The organism is Alteromonas algae, assembly GCF_049117195.1.
Lineage (GTDB): Bacteria > Pseudomonadota > Gammaproteobacteria > Enterobacterales > Alteromonadaceae > Alteromonas.
Genome location: NZ_CP185260.1, coordinates 962,007 through 978,897, shown reverse-complemented (window position 1 = coordinate 978,897; position 16,891 = coordinate 962,007). Strand labels below are relative to the sequence as shown.

General features: G+C 43.3%; 18 protein-coding genes. 7 read left to right on the top strand and 11 right to left on the bottom strand.

Annotated elements, in window-relative coordinates:
- Positions 1 to 3: 3 nt before the first annotated feature.
- The 4 genes from frr to rpsB all read right to left on the bottom strand — a co-directional run bounded on the left by frr (position 4) and on the right by rpsB (position 3,287).
- Entirely contained in the window at positions 4 to 561 is a 558-nt protein-coding gene (frr, locus tag ACOJRU_RS04340) for a ribosome recycling factor (RefSeq protein WP_421133822.1), read from the bottom strand.
- Positions 562 to 586: 25 nt separating this feature from the next.
- Positions 587 to 1,324, bottom strand: coding sequence for a UMP kinase (pyrH, locus tag ACOJRU_RS04335; RefSeq protein WP_421133821.1), 738 nt, complete (start codon positions 1,322 to 1,324; stop codon positions 587 to 589).
- Between the two features lie 235 nt (positions 1,325 to 1,559).
- Complete coding sequence (tsf, locus tag ACOJRU_RS04330; RefSeq protein ID WP_421133820.1) at positions 1,560 to 2,432, bottom strand: translation elongation factor Ts; 873 nt, start codon at positions 2,430 to 2,432, stop codon at positions 1,560 to 1,562.
- A 123-nt stretch (positions 2,433 to 2,555) separates the two neighbouring features.
- On the bottom strand, positions 2,556 to 3,287 hold the full coding sequence (gene rpsB / locus ACOJRU_RS04325) for a 30S ribosomal protein S2 (RefSeq protein WP_421133819.1): 732 nt from the start codon (positions 3,285 to 3,287) through the stop codon (positions 2,556 to 2,558).
- A gap of 416 nt (positions 3,288 to 3,703) precedes the next feature.
- Here rpsB and map point away from each other — a divergent pair, with 416 nt between their 5' ends.
- From map to dapD, 3 genes are all read left to right on the top strand, one after another.
- Entirely contained in the window at positions 3,704 to 4,498 is a 795-nt protein-coding gene (map, locus tag ACOJRU_RS04320) for a type I methionyl aminopeptidase (RefSeq protein WP_421133818.1), read from the top strand.
- Positions 4,499 to 4,690: 192 nt separating this feature from the next.
- Positions 4,691 to 7,342: a [protein-PII] uridylyltransferase gene (glnD, locus tag ACOJRU_RS04315; RefSeq protein ID WP_421133817.1), complete on the top strand. Its 2,652-nt coding sequence runs from the start codon at positions 4,691 to 4,693 to the stop codon at positions 7,340 to 7,342.
- Entirely contained in the window at positions 7,339 to 8,163 is an 825-nt protein-coding gene (gene dapD / locus ACOJRU_RS04310) for a 2,3,4,5-tetrahydropyridine-2,6-dicarboxylate N-succinyltransferase (RefSeq protein WP_421133816.1), read from the top strand. The genes glnD and dapD overlap by 4 nt, the downstream gene beginning before the upstream one ends.
- A 61-nt stretch (positions 8,164 to 8,224) precedes the next feature.
- On the opposite strand, the gene ACOJRU_RS04305 is transcribed toward dapD, so the two are convergent.
- From ACOJRU_RS04305 to ACOJRU_RS04295, 3 genes are read right to left on the bottom strand one after another with little or no spacing between them, the layout of a single operon-like run.
- Positions 8,225 to 8,674 (bottom strand): flavodoxin domain-containing protein, encoded by a 450-nt coding sequence (locus tag ACOJRU_RS04305; RefSeq protein ID WP_421133815.1) that lies wholly within the window; start codon positions 8,672 to 8,674, stop codon positions 8,225 to 8,227.
- Positions 8,675 to 8,690: 16 nt separating this feature from the next.
- A complete protein-coding gene (truC, locus tag ACOJRU_RS04300) occupies positions 8,691 to 9,473 on the bottom strand; it encodes a tRNA pseudouridine(65) synthase TruC (RefSeq protein WP_421133814.1) in 783 nt (260 codons plus the stop codon).
- Positions 9,463 to 9,786, bottom strand: a complete 324-nt coding sequence (locus tag ACOJRU_RS04295) for a YqcC family protein (RefSeq protein WP_421133813.1) — start codon at positions 9,784 to 9,786, stop codon at positions 9,463 to 9,465. Before ACOJRU_RS04295 ends, truC begins: the two co-directional genes overlap by 11 nt.
- Before the next feature lie 146 nt (positions 9,787 to 9,932).
- Between ACOJRU_RS04295 and ACOJRU_RS04290 the strand changes: the two genes are divergently transcribed.
- Both ACOJRU_RS04290 and ACOJRU_RS04285 read left to right on the top strand, forming a co-directional pair.
- Positions 9,933 to 10,988: a DUF3549 family protein gene (locus tag ACOJRU_RS04290; RefSeq protein ID WP_421133812.1), complete on the top strand. Its 1,056-nt coding sequence runs from the start codon at positions 9,933 to 9,935 to the stop codon at positions 10,986 to 10,988.
- Positions 10,985 to 11,287 (top strand): DUF3301 domain-containing protein, encoded by a 303-nt coding sequence (locus ACOJRU_RS04285; protein ID WP_421133811.1) that lies wholly within the window; start codon positions 10,985 to 10,987, stop codon positions 11,285 to 11,287. The genes ACOJRU_RS04290 and ACOJRU_RS04285 overlap by 4 nt, the downstream gene beginning before the upstream one ends.
- A gap of 941 nt (positions 11,288 to 12,228) precedes the next feature.
- Here the strand turns inward: ACOJRU_RS04285 and ACOJRU_RS04280 are convergent.
- The 3 genes from ACOJRU_RS04280 to ACOJRU_RS04270 all read right to left on the bottom strand — a co-directional run bounded on the left by ACOJRU_RS04280 (position 12,229) and on the right by ACOJRU_RS04270 (position 14,797).
- On the bottom strand, positions 12,229 to 13,341 hold the full coding sequence (locus tag ACOJRU_RS04280; RefSeq protein ID WP_421133810.1) for a zinc-binding dehydrogenase: 1,113 nt from the start codon (positions 13,339 to 13,341) through the stop codon (positions 12,229 to 12,231).
- 338 nt (positions 13,342 to 13,679) lie between these two features.
- A complete protein-coding gene (locus tag ACOJRU_RS04275) occupies positions 13,680 to 14,336 on the bottom strand; it encodes a GNAT family N-acetyltransferase (RefSeq protein WP_421133809.1) in 657 nt (218 codons plus the stop codon).
- A 95-nt stretch (positions 14,337 to 14,431) separates the two neighbouring features.
- Positions 14,432 to 14,797 carry a DUF3192 domain-containing protein gene (locus ACOJRU_RS04270; protein WP_421133808.1) on the bottom strand — a complete coding sequence of 122 codons (366 nt, stop codon included), beginning with the start codon at positions 14,795 to 14,797 and terminating at the stop codon, positions 14,432 to 14,434.
- Positions 14,798 to 15,015: 218 nt separating this feature from the next.
- Here ACOJRU_RS04270 and ACOJRU_RS04265 point away from each other — a divergent pair, with 218 nt between their 5' ends.
- Positions 15,016 to 15,330, top strand: coding sequence for a hypothetical protein (locus tag ACOJRU_RS04265; RefSeq protein WP_421133807.1), 315 nt, complete (start codon positions 15,016 to 15,018; stop codon positions 15,328 to 15,330).
- A gap of 21 nt (positions 15,331 to 15,351) precedes the next feature.
- On the opposite strand, the gene syd is transcribed toward ACOJRU_RS04265, so the two are convergent.
- On the bottom strand, positions 15,352 to 15,876 hold the full coding sequence (syd, locus tag ACOJRU_RS04260; RefSeq protein ID WP_421133806.1) for a SecY-interacting protein: 525 nt from the start codon (positions 15,874 to 15,876) through the stop codon (positions 15,352 to 15,354).
- A gap of 149 nt (positions 15,877 to 16,025) precedes the next feature.
- On the opposite strand from syd, the gene queF reads away from it, so the two are divergent.
- The gene (queF, locus tag ACOJRU_RS04255) at positions 16,026 to 16,880 is read left to right on the top strand and encodes an NADPH-dependent 7-cyano-7-deazaguanine reductase QueF (protein WP_421133805.1); all 855 of its coding nucleotides are present in this window, start codon (positions 16,026 to 16,028) and stop codon (positions 16,878 to 16,880) included.
- The last annotated feature ends 11 nt before the right edge of the window (positions 16,881 to 16,891 follow it).

Here is a 16,891-nt window from a genome sequence, read left to right as displayed (position 1 = left end):
TAACTACACTTCCATTAATTCTTTTTCTTTGTCAGCAAGCATGCTGTCAACTTTCTTGATGAAATCATTAGTTGTAGATTGGATGTTTTCTTCTGCCGCGCGGCTTTCATCTTCACTGATTTCTTTTTCTTTTAGCAAGTCTTTAACATCACTGTTTGCGTCTCTTCTGATGTTACGAATCGCTACTCGACCGCCTTCCGCTTCGTTACGAACGACACGAATAAGATCTTTACGGCGCTCTTCTGTAAGTGGCGGCAGTGGAATACGGATAGACCCGCCAGCACTCATAGGGTTCAAACCAAGATCAGACTGCATAATTGCCTTTTCAACCGCTTGAATAGCGCTTTTATCAAAAACAGTTAATGCTAATGTTCGGCTGTCTTCGGCGATAACGTTGGCCACTTGCTTAAGCGGTGTATCAGTGCCGTAGTATGGAACCATGATGCCGTCTAGCAGGCTTGGGTGTGCACGACCAGTACGAATCTTACTAAACTGCCCTTTTAATGCAGTGATGCTTTTTTCCATGCGTTCTTGCGCATCTAATTCAATTTCATCAATCACGATTTTGTATCCTATTTCTCTTTTATTAATTGCTGTCAGCGTGACTTATTAACGTGCCTTCCTGTTCACCCATTACAACACGTTTCAGGCAACCCGGTTTGTTCATGTTGAATACACGAATAGGTAGGCTGTGATCTCTTGCCAGCGTAAATGCCGATAAGTCCATCACTTTTAATTCTTTGTCTAATACTTCGTTGTAGCTTAACTTTTCGTACAGCGTCGCATCGGGATTTTTTACCGGATCATCGCTGTAGACGCCGTCTACTTTTGTGGCTTTCAACACCGCGTCTGCTTCAATTTCGATACCACGTAAACACGCTGCCGAGTCAGTAGTAAAAAACGGGTTACCGGTGCCCGCCGAAAAAATAACAACGCGACCAGACTTTAACAAACTAATCGCTTCAGCCCAGTTGTAAGCGTCGCACACACCGTTTAGAGGAATAGCAGACATCATTCGTGCATTTACGAAAGCGCGATGGAGTGCATCGCGCATGGCCAAACCGTTCATTACCGTTGCTAGCATACCCATGTGGTCACCTACAACGCGATTCATTCCCGCTTTTGCTAGGCCTTCGCCACGGAACAAATTACCACCGCCAATAACTAATCCCACTTGAACGCCAAGTTCAACAAGCTCTTTAATTTCTTGCGCCATTCTGTCCAATACTTTTGGATCGATGCCGAAGCCTTCTTCACCCATAAGGGCTTCGCCGCTTAACTTTAATAAAATACGGCGGTATGCTGATTTTGGTGTGATGCTCATTGTTTGAATCGTCCTCGTAAACCCATTTTCTACTAAGCTTTTTCTTGAATCTGTTCACTAATACAAAAAGACTAGGAGAAAATGTTTTGTAAAGTCTATATCTTCGCGCTAACAACATTCACGGCATATTGTAACAATAAACGAAGACCCGAAACTAATAGCTATAAAAAAGCACCTCCGAAGAGGTGCTTGTAGTTTATCTGACATTCTTTGAATGCAAAAGGTAAACGCCCAATTATTTCTTAGCCGCTTCCATTTGCGCAGCAACTTCTGCCGCAAAATCTTCAGTTTTCTTCTCGATACCTTCGCCAACTTCAAAACGAACGAAGTTGATAACATCAGCGCTGTTGTTCTTAAGAAGCTCAGCAACATTGATTGATGGATCTTTCACGAAAGGCTGACCCGTTAGGCTCACTTCACCAGTGAACTTCTTCATGCGGCCTGCAACCATCTTCTCTGCGATGTCAGCTGGCTTACCAGACTGCATAGCAATACCGATTTGAATTTCTTTCTCTTTCTCAACAACTTCAGCAGGAACATTCTCCGGCTTCACGAATTGAGGGCTAGCTGCTGCAACGTGCATCGCAATATCTTTCGCCAACGTCTCGTCACCACCAGTAAGGATAGCAACTACGCCAATACGACCGCCGTGTACATAAGCGCCTAGTGTTTCACCTTCAACGTTGATTACACGACGAGGAGAGATGTTTTCACCAATTTTCGCAACCAATGTGTCACGTGCATCGCTTACTTTAACACCGTCTAAATCAGCAGCGTTAAGTGCGTCGATATCATTGATATTGTTAGCTGCTGCAATTTCTAGCAACGCATTACCAAACTTCAAGAAACCTTCGTCGCGAGCAACAAAGTCAGTTTCACAGTTCAATTCAAGCATGGTCGCACGACCTGCTTCAACTTTTGTTAGAATAACACCTTCAGCTGCAATACGGCCTGCTTTCTTAGCTGCTTTCGCTTGGCCAGACTTGCGCATATTTTCAATGGCTAGTTCAACGTCGCCATCCGTTTCAACAAGGGCTTTTTTACAATCCAACATACCTGCGCCTGTACGTTCGCGCAGTTCTTTAACTAGTGCTGCAGTCACTGCCATTTTTCAATTCCTCAGCATTAAAAATAAAATTCATTAGGTAAAAGGGGCGGAACCGCCCCTCTCAATACGTTTCGTATTATATTGTGCTGCTCTGTTAATTTATAACGGCAGCAAACAGTCAGATTACTCTGCTGCTTCTACGAAGTCGTCTTGCTCAGCTTGAACTTCAAGGTTGCTTTCGCGACCTGAGTTGATAGCGTTTGCAGCAGCATCCAAGTAAAGTTGGATAGCACGGATAGCATCGTCGTTACCAGGGATAACGTAATCAACGCCATCTGGGTTAGAGTTTGTATCTACTACACCAATAACCGGAATACCTAGGTTACGTGCTTCTGTAACGGCAATGTGCTCGTGGTCAGCATCAACAACAAAGATCGCGTCTGGAAGACCGCCCATGTTTTTGATACCACCAAGGCTGTTTTCAAGCTTTTCCATTTCGCGTTGAAGCATAAGTGCTTCTTTTTTGGTTAGCTTTTCAAACGTACCGTCTTGGCTTTTTTGCTCAAGCTCTTTAAGACGCTTGATTGACTGACGAACTGTTTTCCAGTTAGTCAACATACCACCTAACCAGCGCTTGTTAACGTAGAACTGGTCGCATTTAAGTGCAGACTCTTTAATAGCATCGCCAGCAGCGCGCTTAGTTCCCACGAAAAGAACCTTGCCTTTCTTAGACGCAACACCTGAAAGGTAGTTAAGCGCGTTATTGAAAAGTGGAACGGTTTTTTCAAGGTTGATGATATGAACTTTGTTACGAGCGCCAAAGATGTAAGGTTTCATCTTTGGGTTCCAGTAACGAGTTTGGTGACCGAAATGCACACCGGCTTTCAGCATGTCACGCATAGAAACATTAGCCATTTTATTTTCCTCTTGGGGTTAGGCCTCCATATACCCCTTGTATCGATTCAGCCTAGGCTGAACACCCCGATACGAAGTGTCGGTATATGTGTGTTTTAATAAAAGTAATTTACTCTTTAGACAGCGGGCAAAAGCAGTAATACCATCGACCTTTCTGTCAGAGCGCGCGCTTTATACCACACCCCCTGCCCTATCTCAAGTTTTAGCAAGATTTACCTGATACATTTTCATAAAATCTCTATGCGAACTGCTGTGATTATTTTGGTGGCATGGTAGCGTCTTTTAACGGTGGACATATGGCGTCACTTTCTACGATTAGACTTTCCTTTTAGTAAGTAATACGATCAATAATCGAATTTTGCTATACTGCCGTACAACACTGTTAAATTTTACGTTTATTCTATTTGAGAGCCCCTGTGACAGCTATAATTAAGACACCGGAAGAAATCGAAAAAATGCGCGTAGCGGGTAGACTTGCTGCGGACGTATTAACCATGATTACGCCTTACGTTAAAAAAGGCGTAACAACAGATGAGCTCAACACCATCTGCCATGACTATATCGTTAATGAACAACAAGCTATTCCAGCACCATTAAACTATGGCCACCCTCCTTTCCCTAAGTCTATATGTACGTCAGTTAATCATTGTATTTGCCATGGTATTCCCTCTGATAAAAAGCTAAAAGACGGGGATGCTATTAATATTGATGTCACTGTTATTAAAGATGGTTATCACGGTGACACCTCTAAGATGTTCATAGTGGGTAAACCATCAATCCTTGCCGAACGCCTTGCGCGCGTCACGCAGGAGTGTTTATACAAAGCGATTAGGCAAGTTAAGCCAGGTATGCGATTGGGCGACATTGGTCACATATGTCAAACTCATGCTGAAGCGCATAACTATTCAATTGTTCGCGAATATTGCGGCCATGGTATCGGCTCAAGCTTCCACGAAGAACCACAGATAGTGCATTACGGTAAACCGGGAACAGGGGAAGAACTGGTTCCTGGCATGTGTTTTACCATCGAGCCTATGGTTAACGCTGGAAAACGCTACAGTAAAGTACTTCCAGACCAATGGACGGTGGTGACTAAAGACAGAAGCTTAAGTGCACAGTGGGAACACACATTACTGGTTACCGATGATGGCGTTGAGGTATTAACGCTTAGAGAAGAAGAAACACTAGAACGCGTTATCTCTCACGCCTAACGTGTAATTTGAAGTTATAGAGGATGCGCACGTCTTTTCGTGTATTTAGCATCCTCTGCTATTTTCTATAACTTTTTCTTATATTTATTCACATTTTCACTTGCAATATGCACCGTAAAGGCACTGCGATTTCTTATCAATTCGTGATATGGTTCTTACGTTCAGAATTGTTTACGCAAGTTAAGGTGTACTTTGACCCTCCAATCGTTAATTAAAAACATTGAAAACATCTCTTTAGTAGATGATCTTGCATCTATCAAAGCATACGTTGAAGCCAGCTATGAGTGGATACAAGCATCATTTGATGTCATTCCTATCAATCAACTGGTAAATGGGCGCGCGCAATTTATTGACGCTCTGCTATGCCAACTGTGGGAGCTGTATGGGTTAGACTCAGAAAATGACTTGGCATTGTGCGCCGTTGGCGGATATGGACGAGGACATCTTCAACCCCACTCCGATATCGATTTACTCATTGTCAGCAAACGATCTTTAAAACCCGACGTTCAGGAAAAAATAAGCCTTTTCATCACATTATTATGGGATATTAAATTAGACATCGGTCAGTCTGTTAGGACAATAAAAGATACCGTTAAACTGGCGAAAGACGACATCACCATCGCCACAAACTTAGTAGAAAGCAGATTACTCTGTGGTAGTGAATCCGTCTTTGAGAAACTTTGGGAAGAAGCAAATGGCCGACATTCTTGGAGTAGCAAAGCGTTTTTCTCTGCAAAATATGAAGAGCAGAAAAAGCGACATGCTAAGTTTAATGGCACCGCGTATAACCTTGAGCCGAATGTAAAAGAAAATCCTGGATGCCTTCGTGATATTCAATCTATAGGTTGGGTAGCAAAAAAACACTTCAAAGAATATGACGGTTGGAACTTGGTGGGGCACGGTTACTTTACTGAGAACGAGCACAGTGAGCTAATTGCATGTCGGATGTACCTATGGAAGCTGCGCTGCGCTTTACACCTTGTAGCAGGTAGAAGCGAAAACAGACTACTATTCGACTATCAACCTGACGTTGCTGCCATGCTTGGTTACGGCGAAAACGGAAAAGCATCGGTTGAAAAAATGATGCGCGATTTTTTTAGAACCATTGCGCGTGTATCAGAACTTAACCAGATGCTGCTGCAACGATTCAAATACGACATGTTAAACCAAAGTGTGCAGAAGACCGTTATAATAAACGAAGACTTCGAGTTACTGGATAACATGATATCGCCTCGTCGTGAAGACGTATTCACTACGCCTGAGACCATATTAGCGTTTCTCGACACCATCACGCAAAACCCTGAAGTACAAGGGTTGAGCACAACCTGCATTCGACAATTAAGAAACGCACAACGTCAATATGACGCTTCTTACTTCGTCGACCGCCCCGAATGCAGACGCCAGTTTATGGCACTGGTTAGGCAGCCCGCTTTTTTTGATTTTGCGTGGGACATCATGCACCAATACGGTATTTTGCAGTCTTACTTACCCGAGTGGGACGCCATTGTAGGCATGATGCAATTTGATTTATTTCACGCCTACACGGTTGATGAACACACGCACCGTTTGGTAAAACATGTCAATTACTTTTTCTCAGATAAAAATAAAGATTTCCCGCGCTGCGGGCGGATATGCCGCAATTTGGACAAGCCAGATATACTCTATATTGCAGCAATTTTTCATGATATTGCGAAAGGTCGAAATGGCGATCATTCAACATTAGGTGCTATTGACGTCGCCAAATTTTGTAAGCAACACGATGTGCCTGAAAAAGACGCAAACATGATAAGTTGGCTGGTAGAAAATCACCTACTAATGTCTGTAGTCGCGCAGCGACGAGATATCTACGACCCAGAAGTTATTAGCGAATTTGCTGGTGCTGTTCGAAGCCATAACCACCTTAACCTGCTGTATACCTTAACGCTCGCTGATATTCGGGCTACAAACGACAACCTTTGGAACGATTGGAAAGCATCGTTACTCAGAGAGCTTTATCTGATGACGCAAAAAGCATTAGAAAATGGTTTGCAGTGTCAGGTTACCATTAAAGAGCGTGTCGATACGCACAAACATCAAGCTAAGCAAATTTTACAAGAACGCCCTATCAACCCAGAGTCAATCGATGCATTGTGGGCAAGGCTGGACGACGACTATTTTGTACGTTTTAAGCCAACGCAAATTGCCTGGCATACAGATGAAATTATTAAGGCACAAAATGCATGGCTATCGCCTGAACATAATGGGCTGCTGGTAAAAGCGAATGATAATAGTGCTAAAGGCGGCACCGAGATTTTCATCTACGGAAAAGACAGAAAAGCGCTATTTGCCCAAGTAGCGTCAGTACTCGATAGCCGTAACTGCTCTATTCACGACGCTCATGCTACTGTGACGCGTGATGGCTACGTATTCGATAGTATGCTTATCCTTGAGAATGACGGCTCTCGATTGTCCTCAGAATCACGTATTGCGTCATTAGAAAAAGCCGTATCAGAGCAACTTGAAAAGCCCGGACGTTCTCATGAGAATAAACGCAAACTGCCTCGTCAGATGAAGCAACTAAACGTTCCTACTAAGGTACGCTTTTTCACTTTAAACGATGAAGCAACACTGGTAGAGCTCGAAGCACTAGACGCGCCGGGCATATTAGCTAAAATTGGACATGCGTTCGTTGATACCAATGTAACGCTAAAACTCGCGAAGATTGCGACTATCGGCGAGAGAGCCGAAGATATTTTTATCGTCAGTAATGATGCTGGCGTAGCATTAACCCAAGAACAGCAAGTAAGCTTGAAAAAGCGCATTTTGTTTAAACTAGACCAACTTGAAGATATCACAATACCATGAATGAATTGAAAGCCATCATTGAAGAAGCGTTTGAAAATCGCGACAACATATCCCCTTCAGCTGCGCCTGAAGACGTAAAGAAAGCGGTTGCTGCTGCAATTGAGTTACTCAACACGGGCAAAGCGCGAGTAGCAGAGAAAATTGCTGGTGAATGGGTCGTTCATCAATGGTTGAAAAAGGCCGTACTTCTTTTTTTCCGTTTACATAACAACGACATTATAGACGGCGCAGAGAGCAAGTTTTACGATAAAGTTCCGTTGAAATATACCGACTATACTGCCGCTAAGTTTGCAGAAGAAGGCGCGCGTATCGTTCCTCCAGCGGCGGTTCGTACGGGAACCTTCATTGGCAAAAATGCCGTCGTCATGCCTTCGTACGTAAATATCGGTGCATTCGTTGATGAAGGGACGATGGTAGATACTTGGGCAACAGTAGGCTCTTGTGCACAAATTGGCAAAAACGTTCACCTTTCTGGCGGTGTAGGCATTGGCGGTGTACTAGAACCCCTACAAGCCAATCCAACGATAATCGAAGACAACTGCTTTATTGGTGCTCGTTCAGAAATTGTTGAAGGAGTGATTGTCGAAGAAGGTGCAGTAATTTCTATGGGCGTTTACATAGGCCAAAGCACGCGCATTTACGACAGAGAAACCGGTGAAGTCCACTATGGTCGTGTGCCAGCTGGCTCGGTCGTCGTATCTGGAAATCTGCCAAGCGCTGATGGCAAATACAGCCTATATGCAGCAATTATCGTGAAAAAAGTCGATGCAAAGACACGCGCAAAAGTAGGCATAAACGCGCTTTTACGTGGCGCTGAATAACCGCTTTATTGATCAGTAGGGCGCAGTGTTGCGCCCTACTACTTTATTATTTGAAAGTGGCTTAACCAACCAGCTTATCTTTAATACTGTTTACCCACTCTACGACATCCTTCTCTGGCTCAAGCGTTTCCATCGCATCAACAGCAAGCATATCGGCTACAGCGTTTCCTTGTAATTCCTGTAATAGCGCATAAAACTGCTTACCTGCACCACAGAAGCTATCACCGTAACTACTATCGCCAAGTGCAGCTACCGCGAAAGGCTTGCTATTTAATTGTGGTGCTTCATCTTTTAAATCTGAAAAAGCGAACTCTACATTAGGTGGCACATCGCCTTGACCCGTCGTAGACGTAATTACCAGTATCGCATCTGCGTCGGTGAAATCGTTTACCGACGGATCGCTTTCTAACTCACAGTCAATGCCCTGTTCAGCCAAGCTTTCTTCTACTTGTTCAGCAACGTGCTGCGCGTTGCCGTAAACGGTGCCCGCAATTATTTTCAATGTACCCATTATTTTCTCTACCTTCTTAACTATCTATTTTGTAACGCTGCCACTCGTCTACTACTCTATTCATCTCGTCATGCATAGTAGCAGACACTGAAAGCCACTGCTTTGTAACAGGGTGCATAAAGCTCATACCTGTACAACTTAAGGCCAAATTCTTAAAACCAAAGTGTTCTTGAAGGAATTTATTTTGTTTTCCATCACCGTGCGTCGTATCACCTAAAATAGGATGGCGAATATGTACCATATGCCGCCTAAGCTGATGCTTTCTACCTGTCGACGGCTGAAGTTGTACAAGAGAAAATCTTGCAGACTGATACTTGCCAACCGCATAGGGTAACTCATATCGCATTTTAGCGGCATACAAGGTTGTAGCCTGTTGCGGAGGCTGTTGAGGCCGTTTATGTTTGTCAGCAATTTTGTCATACCGGTACTTAAGTGCATAGTCGATAAGCCCCGTGTTACTCACATACCCTCTTACTAAAGCGTGATATTCCTTTTTTACTTGCTTTAGCATCATTTGCTCACCAAGTATTGATGCTACTTTGGAGGAGAAACTGAACACGAGAACCCCAGAAGTGGGCCTATCTAAACGATGCGCCGGGTACACGTATTGACCCAGTTGATCACGAAGGGTTTGGACAGCAAACGTGGTTTCATGCCTATCGATGGGACTTCGGTGTACCAAGAGGCCTGGAGGTTTATTTATCGCTACGATATGCTCGTCCTGATAGAGCACTTCAAGCGGTGAATCCACGCTGGTCTGCGTCTGTGTTACGACGCTGGGTTGCGGCTCAAAACTCATTTTCTTGCTCCATTGATAGCGCATCTAACTGTCTTATAACGGCTAAAATTGGGGTTGGGCAAGGCGATAGATAAACCTGGGCAGCAGGCACTATTTCCATACGCGGCAAAGGCGCTTTGTTTGCAATAAGCGCCTCCATTTTAGGAATAAAAATAAATGCCAGCCAACTCTCGAACGCCATCGTGTCAATGGCAAAGGGGGTGGTGCTTAAAAACGCGGTATCAGCGGGGCGAGTGGTGGGCCATAAACAATGCGCTTTTAACGCCTGTGAAAGCGCATCAATAAGTTGGCGATAATGTTCATGTACTTGCATCAAAAAACTCAACAACACCGAGAAAGGCGGCGAGTATAGCAAAACCGTCGTTAAGATCTAATAGTATGAATCTGGTTTGGCTCAACGAAAACTGAACATTTATGATAAACTCTCGCCGTTAATGATAAAAGCACAGGACAGGGTAAATGGGCGCGAGCAGTATTAATTCAATCAGTGAATTTCTTCTTCAGGCTGGAACAGAATATCGTATATTCGATATGGGCCGACGGCTTACACCTATTGACGCACAGGCTTTTTTAAATATAGAAAACGGCACTGCACCAGCACCTTACCCAAGACAACAGCATGGTTGGTTTGGCATCGTATTTTGGAACAAAAACGCGTCTGTGCAACACTATATTTGGTTTGTTAAACTCCCGTTGGATGAAAGAGGCCTTGTGTCTCCTGCTTCTCGAAACCACTTCCTAGAAATCATTGTTGATGCACTGGGGCAATCTATTGCTGATGAAGGCGAGCAACACCAATCATTGCCAGATAACCCGTATTCTTTTGTTCCAGGACAAGCTTTGCTTGCGCAATTTAACGCGTTAGTAAAAATAGCCTTGGCTCAACCCTTATCTGACCAAGTTTGTAATGTTGAGGCCTACCTTCAAGCACCGCAAGTGGCTGATTGGCAGGCCCTGCCACTTCAAGGAGTTACTGACTTTGCTTTCAGTTTATCCCACAACAACAAACGCGAAAAACTTGAACAAGCACTGGTTGATAATATTTCAGTCTTTGCCACGCCGTTTCTTCATACGCTGATGGAAAGCTGTGAAAATTGTGAAGTAAGCGAACGGCTTGAAGCTGTTTTTGCAAGTTGGGTACTGCAAGACGGTGACGTGAATATCGCTGCCCTACGAAGCTTATCCTGCGCGCAAAAAAGTGACGTGGTTTATCGACAGCTCGCTTCGCTTCTTGAAAACAAAAAAGCAGACAGAATTGATATTCTCAGTGTAATAGCCGCGCGACACTTCACACAGTTTGATGCGTCTCTCTTAATGCTTTTCTTCGAAGCCTGTGCTCGCGTAGATGCCTCTGATTTGCACCAAGGCGCCTTGTTTTCTGGTTTCTTTTCAGACCTTGTGCAAATACCAGCATTGCGAAATGATGTGCTATCGGTATTACGTAACCCAGAACGCTCAGACACACTGACAAAAGCAATTGGTTTACTATTTTCTTCTATGCGAGGTGAATCATGACGTTACTTGAACTTGTTACATGGCTAAGCATTGGTTTTGTAAGCTATCAGTTTTGGCGGATACGGGGAATTTCAGAGTACGTTAATACTTACTTACTGCAATACTGTGAAACCAATCAGTTACAGTTATTAAGTATTGCGCGCAACAAAACGCGGCTATCGTTCAAATACGCTAAACCTGACTGGCTCAGCAGCTATTATTTTGAATTTTCAAGCGATGGTAAAAATAGGTACACGGGAGAGATACAATTAATAGGTTCACGAGTTTTAACGACGACGCTCCCCCCCTATAAAATTTAAACGTCAATAAGCGTAACAAAGGTTTGATAAAACCGGCATAAAAAAAAGGTAGCATTTCTGCTACCTTTTTTCGGAATTTTGAGCATCCCTCTCTGCGATCCATTGCGACTAAAATCATCCAGATTAAAATCCCTATACGCCCCTTTCCTTCTTTCCTCGCAACATCCTGTGCGAGCCACACATCCTTGCGTAGATCCCTTTCCTTTTATCCTTTTATAACTATACATCCTGTCGTATAGCGCTCCTCTTCCTGAGGCTGTCCTTTCAGTTCAACTGATGTCCCTTTCCCTTATTCCTTTTAACGTTGCATACCCTTTGCAACTGCTTACGTCCTTGTATGCTCCGTTAGTTCCTTAGCATCCTGCCTCACGCATCCTTACGCAATATCCTGTTACGTCCTTTTGTGAAATCCTTTCACCATAACAGTCCATTTAATCCCTTGGCTTCCTTGAACATCCTGTCAATAACTTTCCGTAGTGTTGTCCTTTGTCCATTCGCTCACACATCATGTATGAGAATCTCATCCTTAAGTTGTCCTAGGTTATTCCCTTGTCGTCCTGACTCGTCGTGTTTCCCTGTGACGTATGTATAGTATCCCCCTTAAATATTACTGCCATACTGAATTACAAATATTTAAGGCGGTTTTTTTACAACTTTTGTCTAAAAAATAAAAAATCGTTAAAAATCAGCAGCTTTATACTTTAGTATAAATTTAGACGTCATAAAAAAAGACGATATACGTACACATTTGTAGGATATGTCTTACAAGACTTTAAGCATATTGGATATGAACTAAGCAAATGCTTTAAGAGGCAGCGCAAGAAGGAACACATTTTGATGTTTCATTCAATGGAGGGTATATAAAGCGTAAACAGCGCAGTAATCAATTTATCGTTATGGTCAATGAAAAAGCGCGGCATGAAAGCCGCGCTAATTGTTCGCTACTTAGTTGGGTTAACGAGGTACTTCTCCCCCGTTTTTTTCGCATTGTATTTAGCAATGGTTTCAGGGTTTAACGCTTCGAGTAAGCTAATCTCATTACTAAAATGAGAAGCAAAGGTGGTATCAATTTCATCTGCTACTTGCTTGTGTAATGCTAAGACACGTTCTACCGGCAAGCTGCCAAGGAAACGCATTAGTAGCCACCCGCCGATCCCCCATGTCATGCCGTAGGCACGGTTAAGCACGGTTGGTGAAATGTCTAATCCGCCGTAGATGTACACTTGCTTGTTATCTTCAGAACCGTAGGTGTTGAAGCCTTTTGCGTCTTTACTGCCAACCATTTCCATCGCCGTCAGTATATCACTTACTAACGTACCACCACCGGTTGCATCAAATGCCAATGTTGCACCGGTTTCCTTAATGGCGTTATACAAATCTTTCTTGAAGCTAGGCTGCGATGAGTCACAAACATACTTGGCACCGATATCTACCAGTAATTGTGCTTGCTCAGGTTTACGTACGATATTAACTAAGTCGATACCTTCGGTAATACAAATCTTGTTTAGCATCTGACCTAAGCTAGATGCTGCTGCAGTGTGAACCAACGCTTTATGCCCTTCACGCTTCATGGTTTCTACCATGCCCAACGCCGTCAAAGGATTCACGAATGACGAAGCCGCCTGTTTAGCCGTTGTGCCTTCATTATGGACGATACAAGCTTGCATAGGCACGCAGCAATACTCGCTATACGTTGCACCACTTAATACGCCTACTGTTTTACCCATTAAGCTTTGTGCTTTACTACCGGCCGCAACCACTACGCCTGCGCCTTCATTACCGATGGGCAAGGTCATGTCCAATCGAGATGCAATACGCGGCAGGATTGCTTCTGCTACTGGCGCAGTAAGCGTATTCGTTGACGCATCAAATTGTGCTTCTGCCAAGTTAGCAGGACCGAACATTGGCCACATATCTGAAGGGTTGATAGGTGCCGCTTCTATACGTACGACGACTTCATGGGGCTTTGGCTCTGGAACACTGTTCTCTTGTAAGCTAACCGACAATTCACCCTGTGAACTTATTTTTGTAAACAACTGTTTAGACATTGACATATTGGCCTTCCAATAAGTGAAAAAGTAATTTTAGTGTACCAGTCTCATTGCGCTCGTTAATTTAAATTAGTGATACCGATCTATTGACTGGATAATGATTAAGTAAGATGAAACCAAGCCTTTCTGAGATGATTTTGAAAAGCACGTCTTTATCAGAACGAGGTAAGTAGATACGTGAACCCTGCTCTCTAATACGCACGCACTGTTCTCTTATCGCGGCTATCGTGAGGCTGCAATAATTGGCACGGCTCGTTGTAGAGCAAGGTCTACAGTTAACCGTTCAAATGTCTATTGTGTTAAGTACAATGGCATAAGAAGAAGTGCTTAACCATGCATTACTATTGGCGTACTCTAAACATCACTTCACCGTTAACATGCGACAGGGTAAGCCCACCTACCACTTGATATTTATCGTCACCAAAAAAGCGTTTATGCTTTTCTACGGTCACAAAGACTGCAACGCCTTCACTGTTATTGTCTTCTTCAACCACACTATCGATAGCACCAAGAAGCACGTGGCCTAAGCCCAAATGTTGATGGTCAGGGTGCACCGCGATGAAGCTCAACATGTGAAAGTTGCTGGCCGGAACTAGATCTCTTACTTTTTCTTCTTTTTGAAGCATTTGCTTTGTTCCAAATAACCCCGCCGTTAACAACATTCTTAACCGCCAATGCCAATAGCGACCAGCGCCAAATGCGGCGTCAGGCGATGTCAGGCAAGCCACTGCAAGCAATCGGGAGTCTTGAAATAAGCCGATCATTGGCTGCTCGGCAGTCCAGAAGGCATTAAGCTCTTCCCTGATTGCTGAACGAAGCCGGCTTTCATAACCTTCTTTTTCAGCCTGAAAAATATCTGCAAACAGAGGGTCATCGACATAAGCGTTAAACAAAATAGACGCAGCAACGTTTAAATCGTCAATAGAGAGATGAACGGCTTTAACCGTATTTTCAGGTGAATTAGGTGTGGGTGTAAATGCAGCGGTACTTACTGTCATGCCATTCTCCTGCAGTGTGTACACTGCGTTACGTTAGCGCTAAGTGTTTTGTTCACACTACAAGAAAAATGGCAAAATGTTAAGAAAATGTAAAACTAGTTCATGAATGCGTACGCGCTGTCGCCCCAACCAACGAGTTGGCTATTTCTGAAAACAAGCGGTGTACACTCATCTTTTGTGGTAATACCGTCGCCCATTGTTTTCTGTGTACGGTAAAACAGCACACGATAAGTACCATCTTGCTTTTCGAACAACTCATTGAAGTCTGCAACGCCCATTTTACGTAAGACTGACTCATAGGTCATGCCTGACTCTAGCGCTGCTATATGTTGTCTATTGTTGTATTCACGATCTTCCCAATCTGCACTGTAGTGGCTATCACTACCGCCACCTACTGATACTACACATCCACTTAGTAGTGCACTTGACGCTAGTGCGATTGAAAGCATAACCTTTTTCATTTTGTGTTCCTTGTTCAAACATATTTTTATATTGTGTGCATACGCTTACATAATCAATTTTAAAGCCAAAACGTAACCCCATGTTTTTATTGACTTTACCAAAAAACAACATTGTGAAATTAACTAAAAAGTAAAGAATAACGCTTACTATTAGTTATTTAAACAAACTGATAAAAATAGGCTCTTTCCAGCAATCTGATGTAACATCTCGGTTTTACATGGGCATTATGAACACGATGGCGAACGACAATCTTCAAACCCTTACGATTATTTGCGATCAACTAACGCAAAGCGGTGTTACGCCATCTGTTGGCTTATTGCGCGCCAAAGCACCTTTTAAAGTTAGTGTTCCTGAAGCGATTGATGCAATTAAACGCTACAAATCAGCACACGGAAACAAAACGTCTGGTGTGACAGAAAATAACGCAGTGACTACTGACGAAAATAGCGACCTGTCTCATCGCGTTTCAACGCTAGAGGAACAGGTGAAATTACTACAGCGCCAACTCGCAGAGCTTAGTGAAAGCCGCTAAGCCAACAGTTGCAAGTATAGGTTACCTAGGCGTGAGGCCAGTGATAAAAGTTGATAAGTCTGGCGCAATGACCTCTTTTGGAGGTTGACCAACTTGTTCTAACACCACCTCACCAGTACGATTTAACACGCTTAAGATGAAATCTTCTTCGTCTGTAACCGCAAAGAACAATGTAGGTTCTTGCTTTAAACGCTCCTTCATCATTAAATGCCCGATGATGTTTTGTTGTAAGCGCTCGAAGTCGTCTTTGTTCCACGCTTGAAGCAACTCACAGTTTCCTCTAGGCGCTACGGCGGGAAGATTGTGACTGTAATAGCGAGTAAAGAAATCGCAATACGCTTTATTCAATGTAAGGCTAAGAGCAGCTTCGACATTCGTAAACGTATTACCGTCGTTCTGACGCACCGGCTTCCATTGCACATCTTCGCCATCAACCTTGTGCTCAGCGTAACATGCTGACGGCCAGTTCGTATCATAAGTCGTTATCAGTGCATTCTCGTGCATCGAAATGTATCGCGCTACGAATTGATCTAGCTCATTCGTCATACCACTGCCTTTTTTTCATGTCTTTAATAATTTTGAGGTACAATAAAGCCATAAAATGTTAAGTCAAGCTGACATACACGAATCGGTCTATGCTTCATGCTATCGATGTTGTGTTACACACTATTTTTTAAGACAAATGAAAGGTATTTATGACCTCGATTAATTCGCCTAAAAAGATTGAAATCGCTACGCCTGATGACCTTTCTTTGGGTAAGCAGGTTGATTATGAATTTGAATACAACCCCTCGTTATTACAAGGCGTTCCGCGCAGCCTTAGCAGAGACACGCTATCTCTTGACGCCGACGAATTACCCTTTTCAGGCATCGACACGTGGAATGGATACGAACTGTCTTGGCTAAATAATAAAGGGAAGCCCAATGTCGCTATTTTAATGTGTGACGTGCCTATTTCGTCTCCTAACTTGATAGAGTCGAAGTCATTTAAGCTTTACCTGAACAGTTTTAACCAAACCGCATTTACCAGTCATGTGGACGTACAAAACACCATTGAAAAAGACCTAAGCCTTTGTGCAGGCGAACAGGTTCGTGTGTCTCTTGTGTTATCGAGTGAATTTAAGCAACTCACATTTAAAGAGTTTTCTGGTGAAATTATCGATGATTTAGACATTGACGTAACCGACTATTCCCCTAATACTCAGTTTTTAAGCGTAAGGGACGAAACCGTCTCAGAAACGCTGGTATCGCATTTATTAAAATCAAATTGTTTAATTACCAGTCAGCCAGATTGGGCAAGTGTTCAAATTCGATACCAAGGCAAGGCAATAGATAAGTATGGCCTGTTAAAATATTTGATAAGCTTTAGGCAGCATAATGAGTTTCATGAGCAATGCGTAGAACGAATTTATTGTGACATCATGGCCCATTGCAAGCCGACGAAGCTTACCGTATGTGCTCGCTACACGCGACGCGGGGGATTGGACATAAATCCATTCAGATCAAATTTTGAAAGCCCGTATCCAAATTTGCGCCAAGCTAGACAGTAAGTTCACATTAG